Raw genomic sequence first — 23,564 nt, 5'->3', positions numbered from 1 at the left:
TCAGAACGTGATGCCGGAACGGTCGGCTACGGTATGCATGTCCTTGTCGCCACGGCCCGACAGGTTGACCAGCAGGATCTTGTCCTTGGGCAGCGTGGGCGCCAGGCGCACTGCGTGCGCAATGGCGTGCGCCGATTCCAGCGCCGGAATGATGCCTTCCAGGCGGCAGCACTGATGGAAGGCGGACAGCGCTTCTTCGTCCGTGATGCCCACATAAGTGGCGCGCTTGGAATCCATCAACCATGCGTGCTCGGGACCCACGCCCGGGTAATCCAGCCCGGCCGACACCGAATGCGTCTCCATGACCTGACCGTTTTCATCTTGCAGCACGTAGGTGCGATTGCCGTGCAGCACGCCCGGCATGCCGGCAGCCAGCGATGCCGAATGACGACCTGTGTCCATGCCATCGCCGGCGGCTTCGACACCCACCAGCGCAACGTCTTCATACGGCAGATAGGGATGGAAGATGCCCATGGCGTTCGAGCCACCGCCCACCGACGCAATCACCACGTCGGGCTGGCGGCCGGTCATTTCCGGCATCTGCACCAGGCATTCGTTGCCGATCACGCGCTGGAAGTCGCGGACCATCATGGGGTACGGATGCGGGCCCGCCACCGTGCCGATGATGTAGAACGTGGTGTCGATGTTGGCGACCCAGTCGCGCATCGCCTCGTTCAGCGCGTCTTTCAGTGTCTTGGAACCGGATTCGACAGGGATCACCGTCGCGCCGAGCAGCTTCATGCGATACACGTTGGCGGCCTGGCGGCGCACGTCTTCGCTACCCATGTAGACGATGCATTCCATGCCGTAGCGCGCAGCCACGGTCGCGGTCGCCACGCCGTGCTGGCCGGCGCCGGTTTCGGCAATCACGCGCTTCTTGCCCATGCGCCGGGCCAGCAAGGCCTGCCCGATGCAGTTGTTCACCTTGTGCGCGCCCGTGTGGTTCAGGTCTTCGCGCTTCAGGTAGATCTGCGCGCCGCCCAATTCATCGGACCAGCGCTTGGCGTGATAGATCGGGCTGGGACGCCCCACGAAATGCTTGAGTTCGTAGTGGTACTCGGCCACGAAATCAGGGTCGTTCTGGTACTTTGCGTAGGTATCGCGCAGTTCGTCGAGCGCATGCATGAGCGTCTCGGCAACGAACACGCCGCCATAGGGGCCGAAATGCCCGCGGGCATCTGGAAATTCGTAGGTTTTCACTGGATGGTCTCGATCTGCTTGCGGGGCCGGAAACCGGCCCGGCGTGGGATGCTGAAGGCGAGGGGCTGAAGGATCAGCCCGCGTCGGCCTGTCGTACCGCGGCAATGAATCGGGCGATCTTTTCCGCCGATTTGATGCCGGGCGCCTGTTCTACGCCGCTGCTTACGTCAACGGCAAACGGACGCAGGGTCGCCACGGCGGCTGCCACATTTTCGGCATGCAACCCACCAGACAAAACGACCGGACGCGCGTTTGCGCTTTGCACCAGAGACCAATCGAACGTTCTCCCGCTGCCGCCGTACCCATCAGAGTGGCTATCAAAGAGCCAACCGGCGGCAGAACTGTATTCGAGACAGGATTTTAGCAAACCTTCGGGCGTGTCCATTCCCGGGGCACCCACACGCAGCGCGCGCAGGTAACGGCGGCCATGGCGTTCGCACTCGGCCGGCGTCTCGTCACCGTGGAATTGCAACAGTTCGGGCTGCACCACGTCGACCACCTTGCTGACTTCTTCCGGGGTCGCATTGACGAACAAGGCGACCACATCGACAAAGGGCGGAAGGCGAGCACGCAACGCGGCCGCGCGCTCGGGCGTCAACGCGCGGGCGCTGCGGGCGTAGAACACCAGGCCGATGGCATCAGCGCCAGCCGCTACGGCGGCATCGACGTCTTCTTCGCGGGTCAGGCCGCAGATCTTGATACGGGTACGAGGCATCCTGCAATGATAGCCCGGAGTGACGGGGCGATGCGGCGCCGGGGCGGGTTGCAGTGGGCTGAAGGGGAGTGCCTACAGCGCCAGCTGGACCTCGTCGCTGCTGTCGGTGCATGGCAGTTCCGGCACGTCGGGATAGCCGACCGCGGTCAGATACAAGCCGTCGGGCGAGAAAGTCGGCGCGGCGCGGCGACGGTCGCGTTCCACGATCAGTTGCGCGATCCATTCCGGCGGATGGCGCCCCTGCCCCACGTACACCAGCGCACCGATGATGTTGCGCACCATGTGATGCAGGAAGGCATTGGCGCGCAAGGTAAAGACAAAGAAACGCCCGCGGCGGGTGATCTCCAGCGACGTCATCGTGCGCACCGGCGACGCGGCCTGGCACTGCGACGACCGGAAGCTGCTGTAGTCATGCTCGCCCACCAGATGCTTCGCCCCTTCGCGCATGGCGTCCAGGTCCAGCGGCCGGAAGGTCCAGCCCGCCTTGCCGACCCACGCGGGTGGGCAAACGGCGTCTTCAATCAGCAGATACACGTAGGCGCGCGAGCGGGCCGAGAACCGGGCGTGGAACGTGTCCGGCACCTGCGCCGACCAACGCACCGCGATGCTGGACGGCAAGTGGGCATTCACACCGCGTATCCAGGCCTGCAGCGACCGTTCGACGGGCGCATCAAGGTGCACAACCTGCTGCACCGCGTGCACGCCTGTGTCGGTGCGGCCGGCGCATACCGTGGGAACCGGCTGGCCGACGAAGGTGGCCAGTGCCTGTTCCAGCGTGTCTTGCACGGTTCGGCGATGCGGCTGGGTCTGCCAGCCTTGCCAGGGCGCGCCGTCGTAGGACAGCCCCAACGCAATACGGGACATCAGGTTCTCGGAGTCGAGGGGTGGCGGCGGGCGGTACGGTGGCCAGGAGCGATGCACGCGACGCCATGGACATCGTTGCCTAAGACGAGGCGTACGACGCACCGTACGACGCGCCGCGCGTTGGCGAGGCAAGCCAGGCGTTCGATACGAGCCGCGAGCGTCGCGCTCGCGGAACCCATGACGGCAGCATCAACGCGGCCTGCCCCTGCAGCGACCACCCAGCGTGAAGAAGACACCGCTGGGCTCACAGCGTGGCCAGCATGTCGCGGGCGCGGTGCTTCTGGCTTGTGTCGCCCGTCTTGACGATCTCGTTCAGCAACTGACGCGCCGCCGTGCGGTCACCCAGGTCGATGTAGGCCTTGGCCAGATCGAACTTGGATGTCGTGGTGGCCGAGGGGGTGTCCGTGTCGAACGACAGCACGGTCTTGGGCGGAACGGGTTTGGCGGGTGCAGAGGGTGTTGCGGATGCAGGTGCAGCGGGCGTTGCGGATGCGGGTGCGGATGCGGATGCGGATGCGGATGCGGGTGCTGCTGGCACGGCGGACGCTGCGGGCGTCGCGGCTGTTGCGGGCGTCGCGCCTGTTGCGGCTGGCGTGCCGGTCGTTCCTGCAGGCGCGGCGGAAGCGTCCGCAGGCTTCGCGGTATCCGGTGCCGGCGTTGCAGGCGCGGGCGTCGGTTCCGGCAGCAACCCAGGCGTCGCGGGCGGCGTCACGACCGGCATCACCGGCGTGCCGGGTGCCGCCTTCTCGGGCGTGATGGGCGGCTGCAGTGGCGCATCGCCGTCTGGAATCACTGGCGACACGGCCGGCGTGGTGACGGACGGCGCTGCGGGTGGCGCGTCAACCGCAGCGTGTGCTGGAGGCGTTGCGGCTGGCGTGCCCGCCACTGCCGGTACTGGAGGTACTTGCGCCGGTGCTGTTGCTGTTCCTGTTGCTGTTCCTGTTGCTGTTCCTGTTGCTGTTGCTGGTGCTGTTGCCGTTGCTGGTGCTGTTGCCGTTGCTGTTGCTGTTGCTGTTGCCGTGGCCGCCGCAGTTGCAGCCGTCGCTGCAGCATTTGCCGCCAGTGCAGCCTGGAGTGCGGCCGCCGATTTCGACACTGGCGCATCCGCAGCGGTCGACGCTGCGCGGGTGTGCGGCTTCGGGGCGCTGCCCGGGGCACTGCTCACTGGCTCGTCAGCCGTTGGCGACGCCAGCGGCGCAGCAGAAGGCTCAGGCGAACTTGCCGCCTTGTCGTAGATGTCAGTCGCGCTGGAAGCCGCCGTAGCGGGCGTGCCAGCCGTAGCGGGCGTGCCAGCCGTAGCGGGCGTGCCAGCCGCCTTGCCGGCCGACCCTGCGCCCTTCACCGCATCCGTCTTCGCGCCATTCTTGTCGGCCCCGAACGCCGACGCAGCGGCACCCGCCGTTGCATCCTCATGCCCGGGCGCGGCCACGGCCTTGACCGGAGCGGCTACCGGCGTCGCCGCTGCAGCACCGGCTGCCGCCGCGGCACCTGCCAACGGCAACGCAGCCGCCACAGCAAATCCGTCGGCCAGCGATTCGCGCGTCGAGCCCTCGGGCACCGGCGCGGTCGCGGCGGCCTGGCTCACGTGGGGATCGTAGGCGCCCTGCCCCACGCTGCCCGCGGCACCGAGGTCGGCGCTTAGCGGCGTGACGTGGAAGCCGGCGGCGTCGTTCGACGGGGTGGGTCCGGCTGCGTAGACCATGTCGGTCAGCGGCAGTACGGCCAACGGCTCGGCAGGCAAGCTGCTGTCAACTGGCTTGTCCAGGTCCAGATCAAAACCGAAGTCGATGGGCGCGATCGGCGCCACATGCGCCGGGGGCGGGCCATCGTCTTCCAATGGGCCGTATTCATCGTCATCGCTGGTGGATGCCACGTAGGCGGCCGCGGCAGCCGCAGAAGCGGCGGCGCTTGCACCCGCCGCGCCCACCACAGGCCCGCCCACGGCGCCGCCTGCAGCAGACGCAGCCGGCGTGGATGCCGGCAAGGCCGAATCCGCCGGCAGCACCGGCAGGCCGGCCATATTGGGTTCACGTGCCGAGTCGGTTACGTCGAATCGGGTGCTGGGCCGCGCACGACGGCGCAGCGTGATCACGGCCAGGCCGACCGCCAGGACCGCAAGCAGGCCGCCGAACAGCGCGATCACCTTTTCATTCGCCCACGCCGGCGTCGGGGTGTCTTCACCCAAAGGCGCCGCAGCCGCAGCCGCGGGATCGGCCGCTGGATCCGCCGGGGCATCCGCCGCAGGCGGCGCGTCAGCCGCCGGGGCATCCGGCGCAGCCGCAGCCGCAGGATCGGCCGCCGGGTCCGTACCCGCAGCGGCGGCAGCAGCAGCACCCACAGGATCAACCGCCGCAGGGTCCGCGCCCGGCGTCGCCGGCGCACCCGCAGCAGCATCCGCAGCAGCATCCGCATTGGCCCGCTGCTCCATCCCTGCCAGCGCCGAGTTCTGCGATTCCAGCAGTCCACGCATCGCATTGATGTTCGCTGTCAATTCCTTGACCCGCGATTCGGACTCGTCGATCGCGCGCTGCGTGGCCGCGCGTTCTTCTTCCAGCCGATCCCGCACGGCCTGCGGATTGGTGGCGTCCGACGCCGCCGAACCCTGGGCCGACAGCTTCAGTGCATCGCCCTGGCTTTCGGCCGGCGCCGGCTCAGATGGGGCCGGCGCAATCGCCCCCGCACTTGAATTGGCAGGCGGCGTTGCTTCGATCGGCGTGGCGACCGCAGCGGCCTGGGCCACGCGTTCGCGATACAGCGCAAACGATTCGTTTTGCGTGCGCAGCGTCTGCCGCGCCTGGGTGTCGCTTTCGGCCAGCACCTGCGATGCCGGTGGCACCTGCAGCGTCGCGCCCGCACGCAACAGATTCATGTTGCCATCGATGAACGACTGCGGGTTCGCATGGAACAGCGCCAGCAGCGTCTGGAACACCGTGGCGCCTTCGGGCCGCAGCCGCGTGGCCAGATCAAACAGCGTGTCACCCGGCTGCACGAGCGTGGGCGGCACGGCGGCCGACGACACGGCAGGCGCGCGCGCTTCCGCCGGCGGCGACTTCAGCACGAAAGAATATTGGCGAATGTAGCGGCCCTGGTGCCACGTGACTTCGACCAGCAGGTCCAGCACATGGGCATCCACCGGACCGGCCGACACCACTTCGACCACCTTGCGGCCGTTGGGGCGATCGGCCACCTTGAGCGTCAGGCCCGCCAACCCTTCGGGATAGGCCACCTTGGCTTCGCGATAGATATCGGCCGACGCCAGATTCACCTGCAGCGTCGTGGATTCTTCAGGCGTGAAGGCGCTGATCTCGATCTCGGCGCGCAGCGGATCGCCCGATGCCGACAACACGCGCAAGGGGCCCAGGTCGGCGGCGCCACTGGCGCTTGTGAACACAAGGGACAGACTCAGCAGCCATGCCGGTCGAAGCACGAAAGGCAGCGACGCGCGCAGGCGCGTCGGCTGGGTGCCCGCGGTCGAGCTGTCGATTCCGGAAACTGCAGGCGACGGCGCGCGATGGTGGTTGGGCAACAAGCTACTCTATCCCCGATTTTTTGAGCGTTGACCATACCATCTGGCAGGGGACGCGGCAAGCTACGTGCCTAGCCTGACAGGTGGACAAAACGGGCGTACAACGCCATGACAACGGGCCGGCGCAACGTGGCGGGCCCAAAGCAAAGGGGCGGACACCTTGCAGCATCCGCCCCTTCCCTTTCCGTGCGATCGCGTCCAAAGCCGGACGCAATCAGCCAGAGTCTTACAGCTCGCCCAGCACGATCCGAAGCATGCGGCGCAGCGGTTCAGCAGCGCCCCACAACAACTGGTCGCCCACCGTGAACGCGCTCAGGTAATCCGGACCCATCGACAGCTTGCGCATGCGGCCCACCGGAATCGTCAGGGTGCCCGTCACGGCCACCGGCGTGAGCGAGCGCATCGAGTCTTCACGCGTGTTTGGCACGACGCTGGCCCAGGGATTGGCCGATCGCAGGATGTCGTCGATCTCGTCCAGCGGCACGTCTTTCTTGAGCTTGATCGTCAGTGCCTGGCTGTGGCAGCGCATGGCGCCGATCCGCACGCACAGACCGTCGATCGGCACTTCCCTGGAACCGCCAAAGCCCACGCCCAGACCCAGGATCTTGTTGGTTTCGGCGCCGCCCTTCCACTCTTCCTTGGACATGCCGTTGCCCAGGTCCTTGTCGATCCACGGGATCAGGTTGCCGGCCAGCGGCACGCCAAATTGCGCCTGCGGCAGCGACGGATCCTTCTGCAGCGCCAGCACGTTGCGGTCGATGTCCAGAATGGCCGATGCCGGGTCGTCCAGCAGGCCCTTGACCTGGCCGTTCAACAGGCCGAACTGCGTCAACAGCTCGCGCATGTGCTGCGCGCCGCCGCCCGATGCCGCCTGGTAGGTCATGCTGGTCATCCACTCGACCAGGTCGTGCTTGAACAGCCCGCCCAGGCCGATCAGCATGCAGCTGACGGTGCAGTTGCCGCCAATGAAATCGCGCACGCCCTTGGCCAGCGCCGCGTCGATCACGTGACGGTTGACCGGGTCCAGCACAATGATGGCGTCATCTTTCATGCGCAGCGTGCTGGCCGCGTCGATCCACGTGCCGGTCCAGCCGGCCGCGCGCAGCTTGGGGTAGACCTCGGACGTGTAGTCGCCGCCCTGCGCGGTCACGATGATCGGCAGCTTTTTCAGCGCGTCGATGTCGTACGCGTTCTGCAGGGGGCCTGCGCCCTCTGCCCATGCCGGCGCCTTGCCACCCTGGTTGCTGGTGGAAAAGAACACCGGTTCGATCAACGCAAAGTCGTTTTCATCGCGCATGCGCTGCATCAGTACGGAACCGACCATACCGCGCCAGCCGACCAGACCCACTGCTTTCATTGTTGACTCCATATCAGGGTTGGTTACCCGGGCGTATCACACCCGGGGGCGCGACACGCGTTGCGTTTACTTCAGTGCTTTGATGACGGCGTTGCCCATCTCGGTGGTACCCACCTTGGTGGTGCCGGCTTCGAAAATGTCGGCCGTGCGCAGGCCCTGGCCCAGCACGGTCTTGACGGCGGCTTCGATACGATCGGCCTGCGCCGCCTTGTCGAGCGAATACCGCAGCATCATGGCCGCCGACAGGATGGTCGCCAGGGGATTGGCGATGTCCTGGTTGGCAATGTCGGGCGCCGAACCGTGGCTGGGCTCGTACAGACCCTTGCCCGACTCGTTGAGCGAGGCCGACGGCAACATGCCGATCGAACCTGTCAGCATCGATGCCTGGTCGGACAGGATGTCGCCAAACAGGTTGCCGGTCACGATCACGTCGAACTGCTTGGGCGCGCGCACCAGTTGCATGGCTGCGTTGTCGACATACATGTGGCTCAGTTCGACGTCGGGATATTCCTTGCCGACTTCGGTCATGATGTCGCGCCAGAACTGGAAGGTTTCCAGCACGTTGGACTTGTCCACGCTGCACAGCTTGCGGTTGCGCTTCTGCGCGGTCTTGAAGCCGACGTGGGCGATACGGCGGATTTCGGACTCGGCATACCGCATCGTGTCGAACCCTTCGCGCTCGCCTGCGAACTGGCCGTCGGGCGCCGTGCGCATGCCGCGCGGCGAACCGAAATAGATGTCACCCGTCAGTTCACGGATGATGATGATGTCCAGGCCCGCGACCACTTCCGGTTTGAGCGACGATGCGTTGGCCAGTTCCGGATACAGGATGGCCGGACGCAGGTTGGCGAACAGACCCAACTGCTTGCGCAGGCCCAGGATGGCCTGCTCGGGGCGCAGCGAACGCTCCAGCGAGTCGTACTTCCAATCGCCGACCGACCCGAACAGCACCGCATCGGCGCGTTTGGCCAGGTCCAGCGTGGCGGGCGGCAAGGGATGGCCCGACGCGGCATAGGCCGCGCCGCCCACCGGCTGTTCTTCGATACGGAAGTCTTCGCCCAGCGACGTCAGCACGCGCACGGCCTGTTCGATGATTTCCGGTCCGATGCCGTCGCCCGGCAGCACTGCAATGTGTTGGGTCATGTCGATCTGTTCAGGTTAGTGGGTGGCGCGCAGCGCAGGCGATTCAAGCCAGGGCTGCTTGGCCAGTCGATCCGCTTCGTAGGCGCGGATCTTGTCGGCATTGCGCAGGGTCAGGCCGATTTCGTCCAGGCCATTGAGCATGCAGTACTTGCGGAATTCGTCGATCTTGAACGGCATTTCTTCACCCGACGGCGTCACCACGACCTGACGTTCCAGGTCGATGCGCAGGCGGTAGCCTTCGGTCGCCTCGGCTTCGTCGAACAGACGCGCCACCTGATCTTCGGGCAGCACGATCGGCAGAAAGCCGTTCTTGAAGCTGTTGTTGAAGAAGATGTCGGCAAACGACGGCGCGATCACGCAGCGAAAGCCGTATTGATCGAGCGCCCAAGGCGCGTGTTCCCGGCTCGACCCGCAGCCAAAGTTCTTGCGGGCCAGCAGTACGGAAGCGCCCTGGTAACGCGGCTGGTTCAGCACGAATTCCGGGTTCAGCGGCCGCTTGGAATTGTCCATGCCGGGCTGGCCTTCGTCCAGGTAACGCCAGGCGTCGAACAGGTGCGGGCCAAAACCCGAACGCGTGATGGCCTTCAGGAATTGCTTGGGAATGATCTGGTCGGTGTCGACATTGGCGCGATCCATCGGCGCCACCAGGCCTTCATGTACGGTAAATGCTTGCATGATGTTTTCCTGATTCTTTACGCGTTGCGCACGTCGACAAAGTGGCCTGCCACCGCAGCCGCTGCCGCCATGGCGGGGCTGACCAGATGGGTGCGGCCGCCCTGGCCCTGACGGCCTTCGAAGTTGCGGTTGGACGTGGACGCGCAACGTTCGCCGGGGCCCAGCTTGTCGTCGTTCATGGCCAGGCACATCGAGCAGCCCGGATCACGCCATTCGAAGCCGGCGTCCAGGAACACCTTGTCCAGGCCTTCCTTTTCGGCCTGCGACTTGACTAGGCCCGAGCCCGGCACGGCCAGCGCGAGCTGGACGTTCGAAGCAATCCGCTTGCCGCGCAGCACGTCGGCCGCGGCGCGCAGGTCTTCGATCCGCGAGTTGGTGCACGAACCGATAAAGACCTTGTCGATCATGATGTCGGTGATCGGCATGTTGGCGGTCAGGCCCATGTAGGCCAGCGCGCGTTCGATGCCTTCGCGGCGCACTTCGTCGCTTTCCTTGGCAGGATCGGGAACAATCGCGTTGACTGGCAGCACCATTTCGGGCGACGTGCCCCAGGTGACCTGCGGCTGGATGTCGGCGGCGTTGATCTCGACCACGCGGTCGAAATGCGCGCCTTCGTCGGAGTGCAGCGTCTTCCAGTAGTCGACGGCGGCGTCCCACTGGTCTTCCTTGGGCGCGTACGTGCGGCCCTTGAAGTAGTCGATCGTCTTTTGATCGACGGCCACCAGGCCCGACCGCGCACCGGCTTCGATCGCCATGTTGCACATCGTCATGCGGCCTTCGACCGACAGGTCGCGCACGGTGCTGCCCGCGAATTCGATCGCGTGGCCCGTGCCGCCAGCCGTGCCGATCACGCCGATCACATGCAGGATCACGTCCTTGGCCGTGCAACCGGCAGGCAGCGCGCCTTCGATGCGGACCAGCATGTTCTTGTTCTTTTTCATGTTCAGCGTTTGCGTGGCCATGGTGTGCTCGACTTCGGACGTGCCGATGCCGAACGCCAGGGCCGCAACGGCGCCGTGCGTGCTGGTGTGCGAGTCGCCGCAGACGACCGTCATGCCTGGCAGGGTCGCGCCCTGTTCCGGGCCGATCACGTGGACGATGCCCTGACGATGGTCGTTCATGCTGAATTCGACGATGCCGTGTTCTTCGCAGTTGGCGTCGAGCGTATCGACCTGCAGCCTGGAGACGGGATCGGCGATGCCGCTTGCGCGGTTGTGCGTGGGAACGTTGTGGTCAGCCACCGCAAGGTTGGAGCTGATGCGCCAGATGGGGCGGTTTGCGATCTTGAGGCCTTCGAACGCCTGGGGGCTCGTCACTTCGTGCACGAGATGGCGATCGATGTAGATCAGACAGGTTCCGTCTTCATCCTGGTGGACGACGTGAGCGTCCCACAACTTGTCGTAAAGAGTACGAGCCATATTCGCCATGATTCCGGTCAAAAATTGAACGGGCTCAATTTAGCTGGCGGCACAGTTGGCGCGGGGCACGCGCCTGGTCGTCACTAAGGACCCGCTCGGGTGAAGGTAGCGTTAGATTATGCCACAGGCCGCGCCCTGGCTTGCTGCGCGGCCTGCTCTTGCCCTGCGGGTTTCCGCCGAATCGCCGGCGGAATGACTTACTTGCGCGCCTGGTACAGCGGCAGCACCTTTTCGGACGCGACCTTCAGGTCGGCAATACGGGACTCGGCCGACGGGTGGGTCGACAGCAGTTCCGGCTGGGCGGACCCGCCGCTGAGCGCGCCCATCTTGGTCCACAGCGTGACGGCGGCGCGGGGATCGTACCCGGCGCGGGCGGCCAGTTCGACGCCCATGCGGTCGGCTTCGGTTTCGTGCAGACGGCTGTTCGGCAGGCCGAACATGACGTTGGCCAGGGTGCCGCCCAGGTCGGACGTGGCCTGGTTGCCGGTCACCACCGACAGCACGCTCAGGCCGACGCTGGTCGCCATCTGCTGGGACGCACGTTCACGGGCGTGTTCACGCAGCGCATGCGCAATTTCGTGGCCGATCACGGCAGCCAGTTCGTCGTCGGTTGGCTTCACGGAGTTGATCAGGCCGGTGTACACGGCGATCTTGCCGCCGGGCATGCACCAGGCGTTCACTTCCTTGCTGTCGATGACGTTGACTTCCCACTTCCACGACGCCGCTTCCGGACGGAAGGTGCCGACCTGGGCGATCAGGCGCTGCGAAATCGTGCGGACCCGCTGGGCCTGCGCGGCGTTGGCGTTGAGCTGGCCCTTGGCTTTGGCATCGTTCAGCGTCTGCGCGTACAGCTTGACGGCTTCCTGATCCAGTTGCGCTTCGGGCACCAGGCTCGACATGCGCTGCGTGCGGTCGATGCCGATCGCGCCGCCCTGGGTCGTGTTGACGCTCTGGCAGCCGGCCACGGCCGTGAACGCCAGAATGGCGGCAGTACGCATCGCGGTGCGCTTGAATGTCGGCGTAATGAAAGTGGTCATGTGGCTCCCCCGGTAAGTGAACTGCCGTGATTCTGCCCGAATAGGACGTAACTGTGCGTTAGGGAAGCACGGCAGGCTGCGGGGATGTCTGCCCGGGATCAGCGATGAGCCGGAATCGCAGGCGTATCCACGTGCACGTCGGCGTTCTGCGCGCGGTGGCGCAGCGCCTGGTCCATCAGCACGATCGCCAGCAGCCCTTCGGCCACGGGAGTCGCGCGGATGCCCACGCACGGATCATGGCGCCCATGCGTTTCGACGACGGTCGGCGTGCCGGCCTTGTCGATCGACTGGCGCGGCGTGCGGATGCTGGATGTCGGCTTGATCGCAATCGACACCCGGATGTCCTGCCCCGTGGTGATGCCGCCCAGCACGCCGCCGGCGTGATTGGTGCCGAAACCGGTCGGATCGAGCTCGTCGCCATGTTCGCTGCCGCGCTGCGCAACGCTGGCGAAACCGGCGCCGATTTCCACGCCCTTGACGGCATTCAAGCCCATCATGGCATGCGCAATGTCGGCATCCAGGCGGCCATATATCGGTTCACCCCAACCCACGGGCACGCCTTCGGCCACCAGGTCGATCCGCGCGCCCACCGAATCGCCATCCTTGCGCAGCTGGTCCATATAGGCTTCCAGCTCGTCGATCTGCGTGGCGTTGGCGGCAAAGAAAGGATTGGCGTGGACGTGGTCCCACGACTGGAATTCGATCGGGATCGGACCGAGCTGGCTCATGAACCCACGAACGCGGATGTTGAATCGCTGCTTGAGCCACAGCTTGGCCACGGCGCCGGCCGCCACGGTCGGCGCCGTCAGGCGGGCGGAAGAACGCCCCCCGCCGCGCGGATCGCGCACGCCAAACTTGTGCCAGTAGGTGTAGTCGGCGTGGCCCGGACGGAAGGTCTCGGCAATGTTCGAATAGTCCTTGCTGCGCGCGTCCTGATTGCGGATCAGCAGCGCGATGGGCGTTCCGCTGGTTACGCCCTGGTACACGCCGGACAGGATTTCAACCTGATCCGGTTCCTGGCGCTGCGTGACGTGGCGCGAGGTACCCGGGCGGCGGCGGTCCAGTTCGATCTGGATGTCGGCTTCTGTCAGTGGCAGTCCCGGCGGGCAGCCGTCGATCACGCAGCCGATCGCAGGGCCGTGGGATTCACCAAAGTTGGTGACGCGAAACAGTTCACCGAGCGTATTGCCAGCCATAGGATCGTGCCCGGGGACGCCGGGTGTAGTGAGCGGAAAACGCGATTATCGCACTGGCGGCCGATCGGGGTAAGCCAGCCGCCTGCTGCCGGCCTGGCCGGCCTGGGCCGGCTCGGGCGGGGCTGGCCCGGGAGCCTCAGGCCATGCCTTCTTCGGCTTCGCGCTGTTCACCCGGCCAGTCGCGAATGTAGGCCTTGAGCATGCGGTTTTCGAAGCCTTGCGCTTCCAGCACCGCCTTGGCCACGTCGTAGAACGAAATCACGCCCAGCAACATGCGGCCATCCATGACCGGGATGTAGCGCGCGTGCTTGTCGAGCATCAGGCGCCGAACTTCGTTCACTTCGGTATTGGGGGACACCGTGACAGGCGCATCGTCCATGATCGAACGGATGGTGGACGTGCCCAGCGATCCGGCATTCTTTTGCAGATGGCGGATGATTTCGCGGAAGGTCAGCATCCCGACGAGTTCGCCGAATTCCATGACCACGAGCGACCCGATATCGTGGACCGACATGGTGTCGACCACTTGAGTGACCGGCGTATCCGGGCTGACGGTATAGAGCGCATCGCCCTTCACACGCAAAATTTCGCTGACTTTGATCATGGTTGTCTCCTCGGACTTGGCTCCATCCTAGCGCGCAACGCTACGCGCTTCAACTGCAATGCCACGCGCGGCCACGATCTCGCGGGCTTCCAGCCGCAGCACATCCATCAGCCGGACCATGGCGGGCGACGGCGCATCGCCCCACAACATGCCCACGTCCTGCGGCACATCGTCCAGCCACAGGGGCAGCCGGCACAGCAGCCCTTCCCGCTCGAAACTGGCAATCGCGTCTTCCGATGCCACGAACAGGCAGTCGGCGCGCTGGGCCACGGCGCGGTTGGTCAGCAGCGCGGCCGACTCCATCATGGCTTGCGGCAACGGCAGCCCGGCGCGCGAAAACGCCAGATCCAGGCTGATGCGCATGGGGGTGTTCCACGGCGGCACGATCCAGGGGAAAGACGCCACGTCCTTCCAGGTCACGCGGCGCCTGGCGGCCAGCGGATGCCCGGCGCGGCCCGCCACGCAGACCGGCTCTTTGTAGAGCACCTCGCTCTGCAGCCCCAGGTTCAGAGCATCGCCTTCCAGCCGGCCGATCACCAGGTCCAGCTCGCGCCGTTGCAGCAGGGGCAGCAGGCGGTCCAGCGTGCCTTCATGCACCTGCACCTGGGCTTCCACCCGTGGCCGGTGCAGCCGGGCCAACGCCCCCGGCAGCAGGATGGGCGCGGCCGCCGGCAAGGCGCCGACCACAATCCGGCCGGCCGTCCCGAGCTGGGCGGCATCGATCTCGCTGCGGGTGCGCTCCATGTCGCCCAGCACGCGCTCGGCATGCCGCAGCACGATGCGCCCGTATTCGGTCAGCACCACCCGCCGCGTGGTGCGCTCGAACAGCGACACGCCCAGCGACGTTTCCAGGCCCTTCAGCCACTTGGACAGGGCGGGCTGCGACAGCGCCATCAGGTCAGCCGTGCGGCTCATGCTGCCGGTGCGGCCGATCGACACCAGGATTTCCAGGTGACGCAGCTTGAGCCGGTGTATCCAGTCTTGGGTGGAACGAACCATGGGGCCTCCTGGCTGCCGCGCCGTTTATTCATGACCTTTACAGCATAAATCATCGCGGATTATTCATTTGAAATGAATGGCTGCGTCCCCTATGCTTCGCTTCGGATCACCCCCCGCCCGGGACTGCCCGGCGCGATGCGCCGTCTGCGCGCACCACGGGACACCGGCGGGGCCTCCGCCATCACAGGAAATCAAGCATATGAGCAAAATCTGGGAGACACCCCCCACCATCGAATTCGACCGGGCCGCGCCGGGCTACACCAGCACCGTGCTGCGGGCGCCCCGCCAGCCGCTGCTGCGCGTGCCCGAGGGTCCGCTCGAGTTGGCCGCCCCGCGTTTCGACAAGTCGGTCCTGTTCTCGAACCATGACGACCTGACGCGTCAGTGCGCCGGCGAAGCCATCGGCGAACGCATCATCGTCGAAGGCTGTCTGCGCGACCGCGAAGGCGAGCCCGTCCGCAACGCCTTCATCGAAATCTGGCAGTGCAACGCCACCGGCCGCTACGCGCATGACCGCGACCAGCACGACGCCCCGCTCGACCCGAACTTCACCGGCAACGGCCGCGTCTTCACCGACGAAAACGGCAACTACAAGTTCACCACGATCAAGCCCGGCGCCTACCCCTGGCGCAACCATGAAAACGCCTGGCGTCCGGCGCACATCCACTTCTCGGTCTTCGGCAACAACGTGCTGCAGCGCCTGGTGACGCAGATGTACTTCCCGAATGACCCGCTGCTGGGCTACGACACCATCTTCGGCGCCCTGCCGTCCGACAAGGTGCGCGACCGCCTCGTGTCGAGCTTCGACCTGTCCCTGACCCAGCCCGAGTGGGCCCTGGGCTACCGCTTCGACATCGTGCTCGACGGTCCCGACGCCACGCCTGCCCAACCTGACTGAGCGAACCATGTCCAATCTGATCCCCACCCCCTCGCAAACCGTCGGCCCCTTCTTCAAGCACGGCCTGAAATGGGATTCCGCCGGCCAGGTACTGAGCCAAGTCCAGAGCGGCCGCGTGCGTGTCACCGGCATCGTCACCGACGGCGCCGACGAACCGATTCCGGATTGCTTCCTTGAGGTCTGGCAAGCCGACGCCAGCGGCAAGATGTCGCAGTCGCCCGTGCACGAAGACGGCACCGCCGCCTTCGCCCGCGCGTCCACCGACGCCGAAGGCCGCTTCGTGATCGACACCGTCATGCCCGGCCGCATCGCGATGGCCGACGGCAGCCTGCAGGCGCCCTACCTGCACATCACGATCTTTGCGCGCGGCCTGCTGCGCCACCTGTTCACGCGCTGCTATTTCGAAGGCAGCGACGGCGTCGACCAGGACCCGGTCCTGTCGTCGCTGGGCGCCCGCGCCAAGACGCTCGTGGCCCGCAAGACGGCCGATTCCACCTACGAGTGGGACGTCGCCATGCAAGGCAGCGAAAGTGTCGAGACGGTGTTTTTCGACATCTGATGTCTTGAATGGAAAGCCGCGGCAGTGTTTGCCGCGGTCATGAACAAAGCGCCCCGCGGTGGTCTACGCGGGGCGCTTTTTTTGTTTTGTGGCGGGGGCTTCAGCCGGCATTACGCACCGAGCCATTACCGTGCGTCGAGCGCCTTCAAAATATTCTGCGCCGTGCGTTCGATGTGTTCCTTCAACAGCGCGGCGGCGACGTCTTCGTTGCGGTCAAGGATGGCGTCGACCATGTTCTGGTGTTCGTTCGGCACGTCGTGGTCGAAGGGCTGGTAGGCCAGGAACAGGCGGCGATAGCGGGCGCTGAAGTGCTGCAGCGACTCGCACATCAGCAGTAGCAACGGCATGTTGCAGGCCGAAATCAAGGCCAGATGAAAACCTCGGTGGTGGGCTTCCCATTCGTCCACATCGCGCCCTTCCTTGCGTTCAGGCCGCTCGTAGCGCGACAGCCGGTGGTGGGTCAGCACCACCGCTTCTTCCCATGCGGTGTCGCCCAGGCGAATCGATTCGCGCAGGGCCATGGGTTCCAGCGTGGATTGCAGCCGGGCGACTTCCTGGCAGTTTTCACGCGACACGGGCGCCACGCGAAAACCTTTCTTGTCTTCGTTGACGACGAACCCTTCGGTGGCCAGGCGGGCCAGCGCTTCGCGCACGGGGGACAGGCTCACCCCGAAATCATTTTTCAGTTCGTCGATCGACAGTTTGCTGCCGGGGGGCCGCCGGCCGGAAACGATGTCGGTTCGCAGGCGGGTGGCGACGGTGTTGGCCAGGTTCTGGCCGCCCTCGGTCAGGCCGGTGACGTTGGGGACTGCTGCCGCGGGTCTCATGGTTTTCCTTGCGCGTGCGGAGGGCGTTTCAACGCCACTTCGATGGCGGATCGTAGCATGGGGGCAAATAATCGATTCTTTGGGCACGCGCCTTTGGCAGCCTCAACTCGCGAGAGCACTGGCGTTACGACGTATACGGCCTAGCCGCCAACGGCCCCGACGAACCCGACCACCACCCTCTTCAATAATTAATCGATTATTTTTCGTTGACGCTGTTTTAATCGATGCGTATATTTCAAATCGATTACCTAGCCCATCGGAGCCCAGCGTGCCGCAGGAATCTTCCACGTCGTTGTCGTTGTTGGATCGCCTTGCCCCCTGCCGCAGCGCGTTGGTGGTCATCGATATGCAGAACGATTTTTGCGCGCCCGGCGGCTACGTCGATGCGGTCATGGGCAAGGACGTTTCGGCGGCCGCGGCACTGCTCCCGGTGCTGAACTCCTTGATTGCTCACGCCCGAGGCGCCGGCGTTCCGGTGGTCTGGGTCCGCGCCGACTACGGGCATGGCGCCATCCCCTCGTCCATGCTCGCCAAACAACTGCGCGCCGGCATCCATACCGAATGCTGCGCGGCCGGCACCTGGGGCGCGGACTGGTTTGGCGTCGCCCCGCTGCCCACGGAACCGGTCGTGACCAAGCACACCTACAGCGGCTTTCACGACACCGACCTGGACGCCGTCTTGCGTGGCAAGCAGATCGAGACGCTGGTGTTCGCAGGCGTGCAGACCCAGATCTGTGTGGAGTCCACCGTGCGCGATGGCCATTCGCGCGGCTATGACTGCATCGTGCCGGCCGACGCGGTGGCATCCCACACGCCCATGCTGCACGACGCCACCTTGATGAACGTGCGCTTTCTGTTTGGCGACGTGTCGGACAGCGCAACGATCCTTGCCGCCTGGACGCCATCCGCGTCCACCGCCACCACTGCCTTCGCCTGATTCCTTCCTACCCCCAGGAGCCGCCATGGACGTTTCCCGCAGCGCCGAGTTGTATGACGTTGAAGCATTCACCCCGGGTTTCATGGAACACCTGCAGCGGTCGATCACCGCCAGCCAACACACCCGCGCGCACTGGCCATCGCAACTCGATGTGGCCTATGGCGACGGGCCCGCGGAAAAGCTCGACATCTTCCTGACGGAAACGCCGAACGCGCCCATCGTGATCTATCTGCATGGCGGATTCTGGAAAGCGTCCAGCAAGAATGACCGCGCGTTTCCGGCGGAGGCCTTTGGTCCGGCTGGCGCGATATGGATCTCGCAGGAATATCCGCTGGCGCCTGCCGCCACGCTGGATGACATGGTGGCCTGCACACGGCGCGCGGTGGCCTGGGTCCATGAACACGCTGCACGCTTTGGCGGTGACCCGTCGCGGATCTTTTTGTGCGGCAACTCGGCAGGCGGACATCTGGTGGCGATGGCCGCGGCAACGGATTGGGCCGCGCAAGGCCTGCCCGCCGACCTGGTCAAGGGTGTGACGACGCTGAGTGGCCTGTTCGACCTGATCCCGCTCACGCACACCCGTGCGAACGGCTGGCTGCATCTGGACCTTGCCGCCGCCGTGCGCAACAGCCCGATGTTCCATCTGCCTGATCTGCCCTGCCCGCTGATCTGCGCGGTGGGCGAAGCCGAACCGCCCGAGTTCATCGCGCAGTCGGCCACCTTTGCCGAAGTGTGGCGGCAGAAGGGGCACCCATCGGCCTACCTGCCGATGCCGGGCCTGAATCATTTTTCCATCGTCACCGAATTGGGCAATCCCCAAAGCCCGCTGACCCGGGCCATGTTCGAGCAGATCGGCGTGGCGACGTAACGCCCCCTGCGGCGAGATGGCAGCAGTTCAACCTGTGTTTGCATCACCGGAGAAAACGATGACTAGTTGTGCGCAACAACCTTCCGCCGTACTGACGATCGCAGCGACGACCACAGCGATGACCACGACCTCGCGCCTTCTGCGAACGACCGTCTTGCGCGCCCTTGCCGCGCTGGCGTTTGCCGCCACGGCAGCCGCCCTGCCCGCCCATGCCGCCGACAAGGTGATCCGCATCGGCGTGGTCTCGGAATTTTCCGGCACCTATGCGTCGGCTGGCCAGTCCATCGAAAGCGGCCTGCGTGCCTACCTCAAACTGCACGGCGATCAGATCGAAGGCAAGAAGGTCGAACTGGTCATCCGCGACACAGGCGGCATCGCGCCCGAAACCGCCCGGCGCCATGCGCAGGAACTGATCACGCGCGACAAGGTGGACTTCCTGGCCGGCTTCAACTTCACGCCCAATGCGCTGGCCGCCGCGCCCGTGGCAACCACCGCCAAGAAACCGATGCTGGTGTTTGCGTCGACGTCCATCGTCACGGAAAAGTCGCCCTACATTGTGCGGACGTCGTCCACGCTAGCGCAGACGTCGGCCCCGATGGCGACGTGGTCGGCCAGGAACGGGCTCAAGCGCGTGTTCACGCTGGTGTCCGATTACGGCCCTGGCCACGATGCCGAAAAGGCGTTCAAGGATGCGTTCAAGGCGGCGGGCGGCGAGATCGTCGGCGAGATCCGCATGCCCGTCAGCAGCATGGATTTTTCGCCCTTCCTGCAGCGCGCCCGCGACGCCAAGGCCGATGCGATCTTCGTGTTCGTGCCGGGCAGTGAAGCGGCCATTTCGTTCATGAAGTCGTACAACGAACGGGGCTTCAAGCAGGCGGGCGTCAAGCTGATCGGCACCGGCGACATGACCGATGACGATTCCCTCCAGGCGATCGGCGACGTGGCGCTCGACACCGTCACCGCCCATCACTATTCGGCGGCGCACGATTCGCCGCAGAACAAGGCCTTTGTGCAGGCGGTGCGCGACGCCAGCAAGAAGCGTCCGAACTTCCATGCGGTGGCCGCCTACGACGCCATGGATGTGATCTACCAGGCGCTGCGCAAGACCAAGGGCGACACCAACGGCGATGCCTTGATCGCCGCCATGAAAGGCCTGAAAGTCGACAGCCCGCGCGGCCCGTTCACCATCGATCCGGCCACGCGCGACATCGTGCAGGACGTCTACATCCGCAAGGTGGAAAAGGTCGGCGGCGAACTTTATAACGTCGAGTTCGACAAGGTGACGGCGGTCAAGGATCCCGGGAAGGAATGAGTTCATGCTCGTCAACCTGATCGGCGTATTCATCGACGGGCTGTCGTATGGCGCCATGCTGTTCGTGATCGCCATCGGCCTGTCCATCACCCTGGGCCTGATGGGCTTCGTCAACCTGGCCCATGGCGCGTTCGCCATGTTCGGCGGCTACTTCATGGTGACGCTGGTGGGCCGCTACGACTGGCCTTTCTTGCCCGCGATCATTGCCGTGACGCTGGCCGTTGCGCTGTTGAGCGTGCTCATTGAACGGGTGGTGTATGCGCCGTTCTACCGTGCCTCGCAACTGGACCAGAGCCTGCTGACATTCGGCGTGATGTTGATGGCGGGCGGCATCGCCCATTACTTCTGGGGTCCGTCGCAGCAGGCCGTGCGCATCCCTGAAGTTCTGACCGGACGGTGGGCGCTGGGGGACCTGAGCATTTCGAAATACCGCGCCATGTTGCTGGCCATCGGCGTGGCGCTACTGGTGCTGCTCAAGGTGGGGCTGGACAGCACGCGTTTTGGCGCCATGATCCGCGCGTCGGTCGACAACCAGCGTGTTGCCGGCGGCCTGGGCGTGCCGGTCCGGCGCGTGTTCATGATTGCGTTCGCGGTGGGGTGTGGACTGGCGGCGCTTGGCGGCGCGCTCGGGGCCGAAGTGCTGGGCCTGGACCCGGCTTTTGCCGCGCGCTATCTGGTGCTGTGCCTGCTGGTCGTCGTGGTGGGGGGCGCCGGGTCCATCAATGGCACCTTCTTTGCGGCCATGCTGCTGGGCGTGGCAGATGTCGCCAGCAAATACTACGTGCCGCAATTTGGCGCGTTCATGATCTACGTGATCATGGTCCTGGTCCTGCTGTACCGCCCCAAGGGTCTGTACAGCCTCTTTGCGCGCAAGGGGTAACGATAAATGGATGCAAGCAACGATCGCGACCTGCGCCCGTTCCTGGATCGCGCACGGTGGCAACCCGCCGAAGTGGCGTTCTGGCTGGTGGTGGTGGGGGCTTTCTTTGTGTTCGGCGACTACCGGACGCTGGGCGCGCAAGTCCTGGTCATGGGGTGTTTTGCGCTGTCGCTGGACCTGCTGCTGGGCTTTGCGGGCATCGTCACCCTGGGCCAGGCCGCGTTCTTTGGCATTGGCGCCTTTGTCGCCGGCTGGCTGGGGAAGTACGGCTGGCACGAACCGATCTCGGGCCTGCTGATTGCCGGACTGGTGGCGGGCGCGGCCGGTGCGATCACCGCGCGGCTGATCGTGCGCGGCACGGACCTGAGCCGGCTCATGGTGACGCTGGGCCTGGGTCTGGTGTTGTACGAAGCGGCCAACAAGGCGACCCATCTGACCGGTGGCATTGACGGGCTGCAGGGCATTTCCTTTGCGCCCCTGTTTGGCGTCTTCGAGTTCGACTTGTACGGCAACGTGGCGTATGTCTATGCGGCCGTGGTGTCGTTCGTGCTGCTGTGGGTGGCGCGACGCCTGGTGAACTCGCCGTATGGCATGACGCTGCAGGCGGTGCGCATGAATGCCCGCCGCGCCATGGCCATGGGCATTGACGACGGGCGCACCCTGGGCATCGCCTATACCGCCGCCGCCGTCATTGCCGGCATGTCGGGTGCGCTGCTCACGCAGATTACGCAGTTCCTGACCATTGACGCGCTGGGCTTCGGACGGTCTGCCGACATCCTGATCATTGCGGCCCTGGGCGGCGCGGGCTACCTGTACGGCGGCTTTGTGGGCGCGGCGGTGTTCGTGATCGGACGCGACCTGCTGTCCGGGATCAGCCCCGCCTATTGGCATTTCTGGCTGGGCCTGGTCCTGGTATTGACGATCTTTTTTGCGCGCGGCGGCATCGTCGGCAGTGGTGTCGTGTGGGCCCGCCGGCTGGCCGCGCGCCGGGGAGCCAGGCAATGATCGCAACCCGCCATCTGCATAAAAGGTTTGGCGGCTTCACTGCCACCAACGACCTGACGTTCCGCCTGGAACCGGGTTCCCGTCATGCCCTGATCGGGCCGAACGGCGCAGGCAAGACAACCCTGATCAACCTGCTGACCGGCATGCTGCAGCCCACGTCGGGCGACGTACTGCTGGGGGACGTGTTGCTCAACGGCATGCGGCCCGAGGCGCGCGTCAAGTTGGGCCTGGTCCGCACCTTTCAGATCAACACACTGTTCCTGGACATGACGCCGCTGGAGGCCGTCTCCCTCGTCATCATGACGCGCGAGGGGGCCACGTCGTCGCTGTTCGGTTCCTTGCGCAAGCAAGGCCCGGCGGCCCGGGAAGCGCTGGCGCTGCTGGACCGCATGGGGCTGCGCGCCGACGCGCATCGGCTGACCCGGCATCTGCCCTATGGCCGCCAACGCCTGATCGAGATCGCCCTGGCGCTGGCGCGCAAGCCCAAGGTCTTGCTGCTGGATGAACCCGCCGCGGGCGTGCCGTCCGCCGACAGCAAGCAGGTCTTCCAGATTCTTGACGAGTTGCCCAAGGACGTTTCGATCCTGCTGATCGAACACGACATGCGCCTGGTATTCCGCTTTGCGCAGCAGATTTCGGTACTGGTCGGCGGCGCGCTGGTCGCCAGCGGCACTCCCGATGCGATTGCGTCCAACCCCCGGGTGCGCGAGGTCTACCTCGGCCAGACCCGTCTCGATACGGTGACCGCATGATGGACCCCGCGATGGACCGCACCAGGCCTGCCGGCACCGCCTCGCCAGCCGGCGCGGTATTGCTGGAACTCGATCACGTCGACGCGGGATATGGCGATGCCATCGTGCTTGAACAGCTTTCCTTGCGGATCGAAGCCGGCCGCAGCCTGGCCGTGCTGGGCCGCAATGGCGTGGGCAAGACGACCTTGCTGGAGACGATTGTTGGCAACACGCGGTTGATGGGTGGCGCCTTGCGGTGGCAAGGACGGGACATCACATCCATGGCCCCCAATCAGCGCGCGCGCGGCGGCATTGGCTGGGTGCCGCAGGAACGCGAAGCCTTTCCCTCGTTGACCGTGCAGGAAAACCTGACGGTGGTGGCCTGCCCCGGTCCATGGACGCTGGCTCGGGTGTACGACCTGTTTCCGCGCCTGCGGGAACGCCGCCGCAACTTCGGCAATGAATTGTCGGGCGGCGAGCAGCAGATGCTGGTGATCGCCCGCGCGCTCATGACCAATCCCAAACTGCTGCTGCTGGACGAACCGATGGAAGGCCTGGCGCCGATCGTGGTCGAGGAACTGTCGGCCGCCATCCGCCGCCTGCACGACGAAGAAGGGCTGACATCCATTGTGGTCGAGCAGCATCCCATCATTGCCCTGGCCATGACGCAGGACGTGATCGTCCTGGAACGCGGCCAGATCATTCATCACGCCCCGAGCGCGGAACTGGCGCGCGACGGGGAAGCGCTCGACCGTCTGCTTGGCGTGACGGCCTGAGCCCCGGCGCCCCGCCCCAACCTTTTTTAGAGAGTCC

At 65.4% G+C, this 23,564-nt stretch carries 22 protein-coding genes; 9 read left to right on the top strand and 13 right to left on the bottom strand.

Annotation, left to right across the window (positions count from 1 at the left end; genetic code table 11):
* From trpB to HD883_RS00675, 12 genes are all read right to left on the bottom strand, one after another.
* Window positions 1–1,200 carry a tryptophan synthase subunit beta gene (gene trpB, locus HD883_RS00730; RefSeq protein ID WP_179588302.1) on the bottom strand — a complete coding sequence of 400 codons (1,200 nt, stop codon included), beginning with the start codon at window positions 1,198–1,200 and terminating at the stop codon, window positions 1–3.
* A 73-nt stretch (window positions 1,201–1,273) separates the two neighbouring features.
* Window positions 1,274–1,915 carry a phosphoribosylanthranilate isomerase gene (locus tag HD883_RS00725; protein ID WP_179588303.1) on the bottom strand — a complete coding sequence of 214 codons (642 nt, stop codon included), beginning with the start codon at window positions 1,913–1,915 and terminating at the stop codon, window positions 1,274–1,276.
* Between the two features lie 72 nt (window positions 1,916–1,987).
* Window positions 1,988–2,779 (bottom strand): tRNA pseudouridine(38-40) synthase TruA, encoded by a 792-nt coding sequence (truA, locus tag HD883_RS00720; protein ID WP_179588304.1) that lies wholly within the window; start codon window positions 2,777–2,779, stop codon window positions 1,988–1,990.
* A gap of 244 nt (window positions 2,780–3,023) precedes the next feature.
* Window positions 3,024–6,308 carry a FimV/HubP family polar landmark protein gene (locus tag HD883_RS00715; RefSeq protein WP_179588305.1) on the bottom strand — a complete coding sequence of 1,095 codons (3,285 nt, stop codon included), beginning with the start codon at window positions 6,306–6,308 and terminating at the stop codon, window positions 3,024–3,026.
* A 223-nt stretch (window positions 6,309–6,531) separates the two neighbouring features.
* Window positions 6,532–7,662, bottom strand: coding sequence for an aspartate-semialdehyde dehydrogenase (gene asd, locus HD883_RS00710; protein WP_179588306.1), 1,131 nt, complete (start codon window positions 7,660–7,662; stop codon window positions 6,532–6,534).
* Window positions 7,663–7,728: 66 nt separating this feature from the next.
* Complete coding sequence (leuB, locus tag HD883_RS00705; protein ID WP_179588307.1) at window positions 7,729–8,805, bottom strand: 3-isopropylmalate dehydrogenase; 1,077 nt, start codon at window positions 8,803–8,805, stop codon at window positions 7,729–7,731.
* Between the two features lie 15 nt (window positions 8,806–8,820).
* Window positions 8,821–9,480, bottom strand: a complete 660-nt coding sequence (gene leuD, locus HD883_RS00700) for a 3-isopropylmalate dehydratase small subunit (RefSeq protein WP_179588308.1) — start codon at window positions 9,478–9,480, stop codon at window positions 8,821–8,823.
* A gap of 17 nt (window positions 9,481–9,497) precedes the next feature.
* Window positions 9,498–10,898, bottom strand: coding sequence for a 3-isopropylmalate dehydratase large subunit (leuC, locus tag HD883_RS00695; protein ID WP_179588309.1), 1,401 nt, complete (start codon window positions 10,896–10,898; stop codon window positions 9,498–9,500).
* Window positions 10,899–11,095: 197 nt separating this feature from the next.
* Complete coding sequence (locus HD883_RS00690) at window positions 11,096–11,935, bottom strand: M48 family metallopeptidase (RefSeq protein ID WP_179588310.1); 840 nt, start codon at window positions 11,933–11,935, stop codon at window positions 11,096–11,098.
* Between the two features lie 98 nt (window positions 11,936–12,033).
* On the bottom strand, window positions 12,034–13,131 hold the full coding sequence (aroC, locus tag HD883_RS00685) for a chorismate synthase (RefSeq protein WP_179588311.1): 1,098 nt from the start codon (window positions 13,129–13,131) through the stop codon (window positions 12,034–12,036).
* A 136-nt stretch (window positions 13,132–13,267) separates the two neighbouring features.
* On the bottom strand, window positions 13,268–13,732 hold the full coding sequence (locus tag HD883_RS00680) for a CBS domain-containing protein (RefSeq protein ID WP_373303031.1): 465 nt from the start codon (window positions 13,730–13,732) through the stop codon (window positions 13,268–13,270).
* Window positions 13,733–13,762: 30 nt separating this feature from the next.
* Window positions 13,763–14,734, bottom strand: a complete 972-nt coding sequence (locus HD883_RS00675; protein ID WP_179588313.1) for a LysR substrate-binding domain-containing protein — start codon at window positions 14,732–14,734, stop codon at window positions 13,763–13,765.
* A gap of 199 nt (window positions 14,735–14,933) precedes the next feature.
* On the opposite strand from HD883_RS00675, the gene pcaH reads away from it, so the two are divergent.
* Both pcaH and pcaG read left to right on the top strand, forming a co-directional pair.
* Window positions 14,934–15,632 carry a protocatechuate 3,4-dioxygenase subunit beta gene (gene pcaH, locus HD883_RS00670; protein ID WP_179588314.1) on the top strand — a complete coding sequence of 233 codons (699 nt, stop codon included), beginning with the start codon at window positions 14,934–14,936 and terminating at the stop codon, window positions 15,630–15,632.
* 7 nt (window positions 15,633–15,639) lie between these two features.
* Window positions 15,640–16,191 (top strand): protocatechuate 3,4-dioxygenase subunit alpha, encoded by a 552-nt coding sequence (gene pcaG, locus HD883_RS00665; protein WP_179588315.1) that lies wholly within the window; start codon window positions 15,640–15,642, stop codon window positions 16,189–16,191.
* Window positions 16,192–16,316: 125 nt separating this feature from the next.
* Here pcaG and HD883_RS00660 read toward each other — a convergent pair whose 3' ends face one another.
* Entirely contained in the window at window positions 16,317–17,018 is a 702-nt protein-coding gene (locus HD883_RS00660; protein WP_179588316.1) for a GntR family transcriptional regulator, read from the bottom strand.
* Between the two features lie 268 nt (window positions 17,019–17,286).
* Here HD883_RS00660 and HD883_RS27970 point away from each other — a divergent pair, with 268 nt between their 5' ends.
* The 7 genes from HD883_RS27970 (at window position 17,287) to HD883_RS00625 (ending at window position 23,527) form a co-directional block, all read left to right on the top strand.
* Window positions 17,287–17,955, top strand: coding sequence for a cysteine hydrolase family protein (locus HD883_RS27970; RefSeq protein ID WP_179588317.1), 669 nt, complete (start codon window positions 17,287–17,289; stop codon window positions 17,953–17,955).
* Window positions 17,956–17,980: 25 nt separating this feature from the next.
* Window positions 17,981–18,823: an alpha/beta hydrolase gene (locus HD883_RS00650; protein ID WP_179588318.1), complete on the top strand. Its 843-nt coding sequence runs from the start codon at window positions 17,981–17,983 to the stop codon at window positions 18,821–18,823.
* Between the two features lie 118 nt (window positions 18,824–18,941).
* Entirely contained in the window at window positions 18,942–20,135 is a 1,194-nt protein-coding gene (locus HD883_RS00645) for an ABC transporter substrate-binding protein (protein ID WP_179588319.1), read from the top strand.
* A 4-nt stretch (window positions 20,136–20,139) separates the two neighbouring features.
* Window positions 20,140–21,015, top strand: coding sequence for a branched-chain amino acid ABC transporter permease (locus HD883_RS00640; protein ID WP_179588320.1), 876 nt, complete (start codon window positions 20,140–20,142; stop codon window positions 21,013–21,015).
* Window positions 21,016–21,021: 6 nt separating this feature from the next.
* Window positions 21,022–22,020, top strand: coding sequence for a branched-chain amino acid ABC transporter permease (locus HD883_RS00635; protein WP_179588321.1), 999 nt, complete (start codon window positions 21,022–21,024; stop codon window positions 22,018–22,020).
* On the top strand, window positions 22,017–22,772 hold the full coding sequence (locus HD883_RS00630) for an ABC transporter ATP-binding protein (protein ID WP_179588322.1): 756 nt from the start codon (window positions 22,017–22,019) through the stop codon (window positions 22,770–22,772). The genes HD883_RS00635 and HD883_RS00630 overlap by 4 nt, the downstream gene beginning before the upstream one ends.
* On the top strand, window positions 22,772–23,527 hold the full coding sequence (locus tag HD883_RS00625; RefSeq protein WP_257022351.1) for an ABC transporter ATP-binding protein: 756 nt from the start codon (window positions 22,772–22,774) through the stop codon (window positions 23,525–23,527). Before HD883_RS00630 ends, HD883_RS00625 begins: the two co-directional genes overlap by 1 nt.
* Window positions 23,528–23,564 lie beyond the last annotated feature (37 nt).

The organism is Pigmentiphaga litoralis (genome assembly GCF_013408655.1).
GTDB classification, from domain to species: Bacteria; Pseudomonadota; Gammaproteobacteria; order Burkholderiales; family Burkholderiaceae_B; genus Pigmentiphaga; species Pigmentiphaga litoralis_A.
This window is presented reverse-complemented; position numbering and strand designations above follow the sequence as displayed.

Coding starts and splice junctions, on each gene's coding strand:
- leuC (WP_179588309.1), bottom strand. CDS start 10,898: ATGGCTCGTACTCTTTACGACAAGTTGTGGGACGCTCACGTCGTCCAC.
- HD883_RS00660 (WP_179588316.1), bottom strand. CDS start 17,018: ATGAGACCCGCGGCAGCAGTCCCCAACGTCACCGGCCTGACCGAGGGC.
- leuB (WP_179588307.1), bottom strand. CDS start 8,805: ATGACCCAACACATTGCAGTGCTGCCGGGCGACGGCATCGGACCGGAA.
- HD883_RS00630 (WP_179588322.1), top strand. CDS start 22,017: ATGATCGCAACCCGCCATCTGCATAAAAGGTTTGGCGGCTTCACTGCC.
- HD883_RS00625 (WP_257022351.1), top strand. CDS start 22,772: ATGGACCCCGCGATGGACCGCACCAGGCCTGCCGGCACCGCCTCGCCA.
- pcaG (WP_179588315.1), top strand. CDS start 15,640: ATGTCCAATCTGATCCCCACCCCCTCGCAAACCGTCGGCCCCTTCTTC.
- HD883_RS00645 (WP_179588319.1), top strand. CDS start 18,942: ATGACCACGACCTCGCGCCTTCTGCGAACGACCGTCTTGCGCGCCCTT.
- asd (WP_179588306.1), bottom strand. CDS start 7,662: ATGAAAGCAGTGGGTCTGGTCGGCTGGCGCGGTATGGTCGGTTCCGTA.
- pcaH (WP_179588314.1), top strand. CDS start 14,934: ATGAGCAAAATCTGGGAGACACCCCCCACCATCGAATTCGACCGGGCC.
- HD883_RS00650 (WP_179588318.1), top strand. CDS start 17,981: ATGGACGTTTCCCGCAGCGCCGAGTTGTATGACGTTGAAGCATTCACC.
- HD883_RS00635 (WP_179588321.1), top strand. CDS start 21,022: ATGGATGCAAGCAACGATCGCGACCTGCGCCCGTTCCTGGATCGCGCA.
- HD883_RS00690 (WP_179588310.1), bottom strand. CDS start 11,935: ATGACCACTTTCATTACGCCGACATTCAAGCGCACCGCGATGCGTACT.
- HD883_RS00640 (WP_179588320.1), top strand. CDS start 20,140: ATGCTCGTCAACCTGATCGGCGTATTCATCGACGGGCTGTCGTATGGC.
- leuD (WP_179588308.1), bottom strand. CDS start 9,480: ATGCAAGCATTTACCGTACATGAAGGCCTGGTGGCGCCGATGGATCGC.
- HD883_RS00725 (WP_179588303.1), bottom strand. CDS start 1,915: ATGCCTCGTACCCGTATCAAGATCTGCGGCCTGACCCGCGAAGAAGAC.
- aroC (WP_179588311.1), bottom strand. CDS start 13,131: ATGGCTGGCAATACGCTCGGTGAACTGTTTCGCGTCACCAACTTTGGT.
- HD883_RS00675 (WP_179588313.1), bottom strand. CDS start 14,734: ATGGTTCGTTCCACCCAAGACTGGATACACCGGCTCAAGCTGCGTCAC.
- truA (WP_179588304.1), bottom strand. CDS start 2,779: ATGTCCCGTATTGCGTTGGGGCTGTCCTACGACGGCGCGCCCTGGCAA.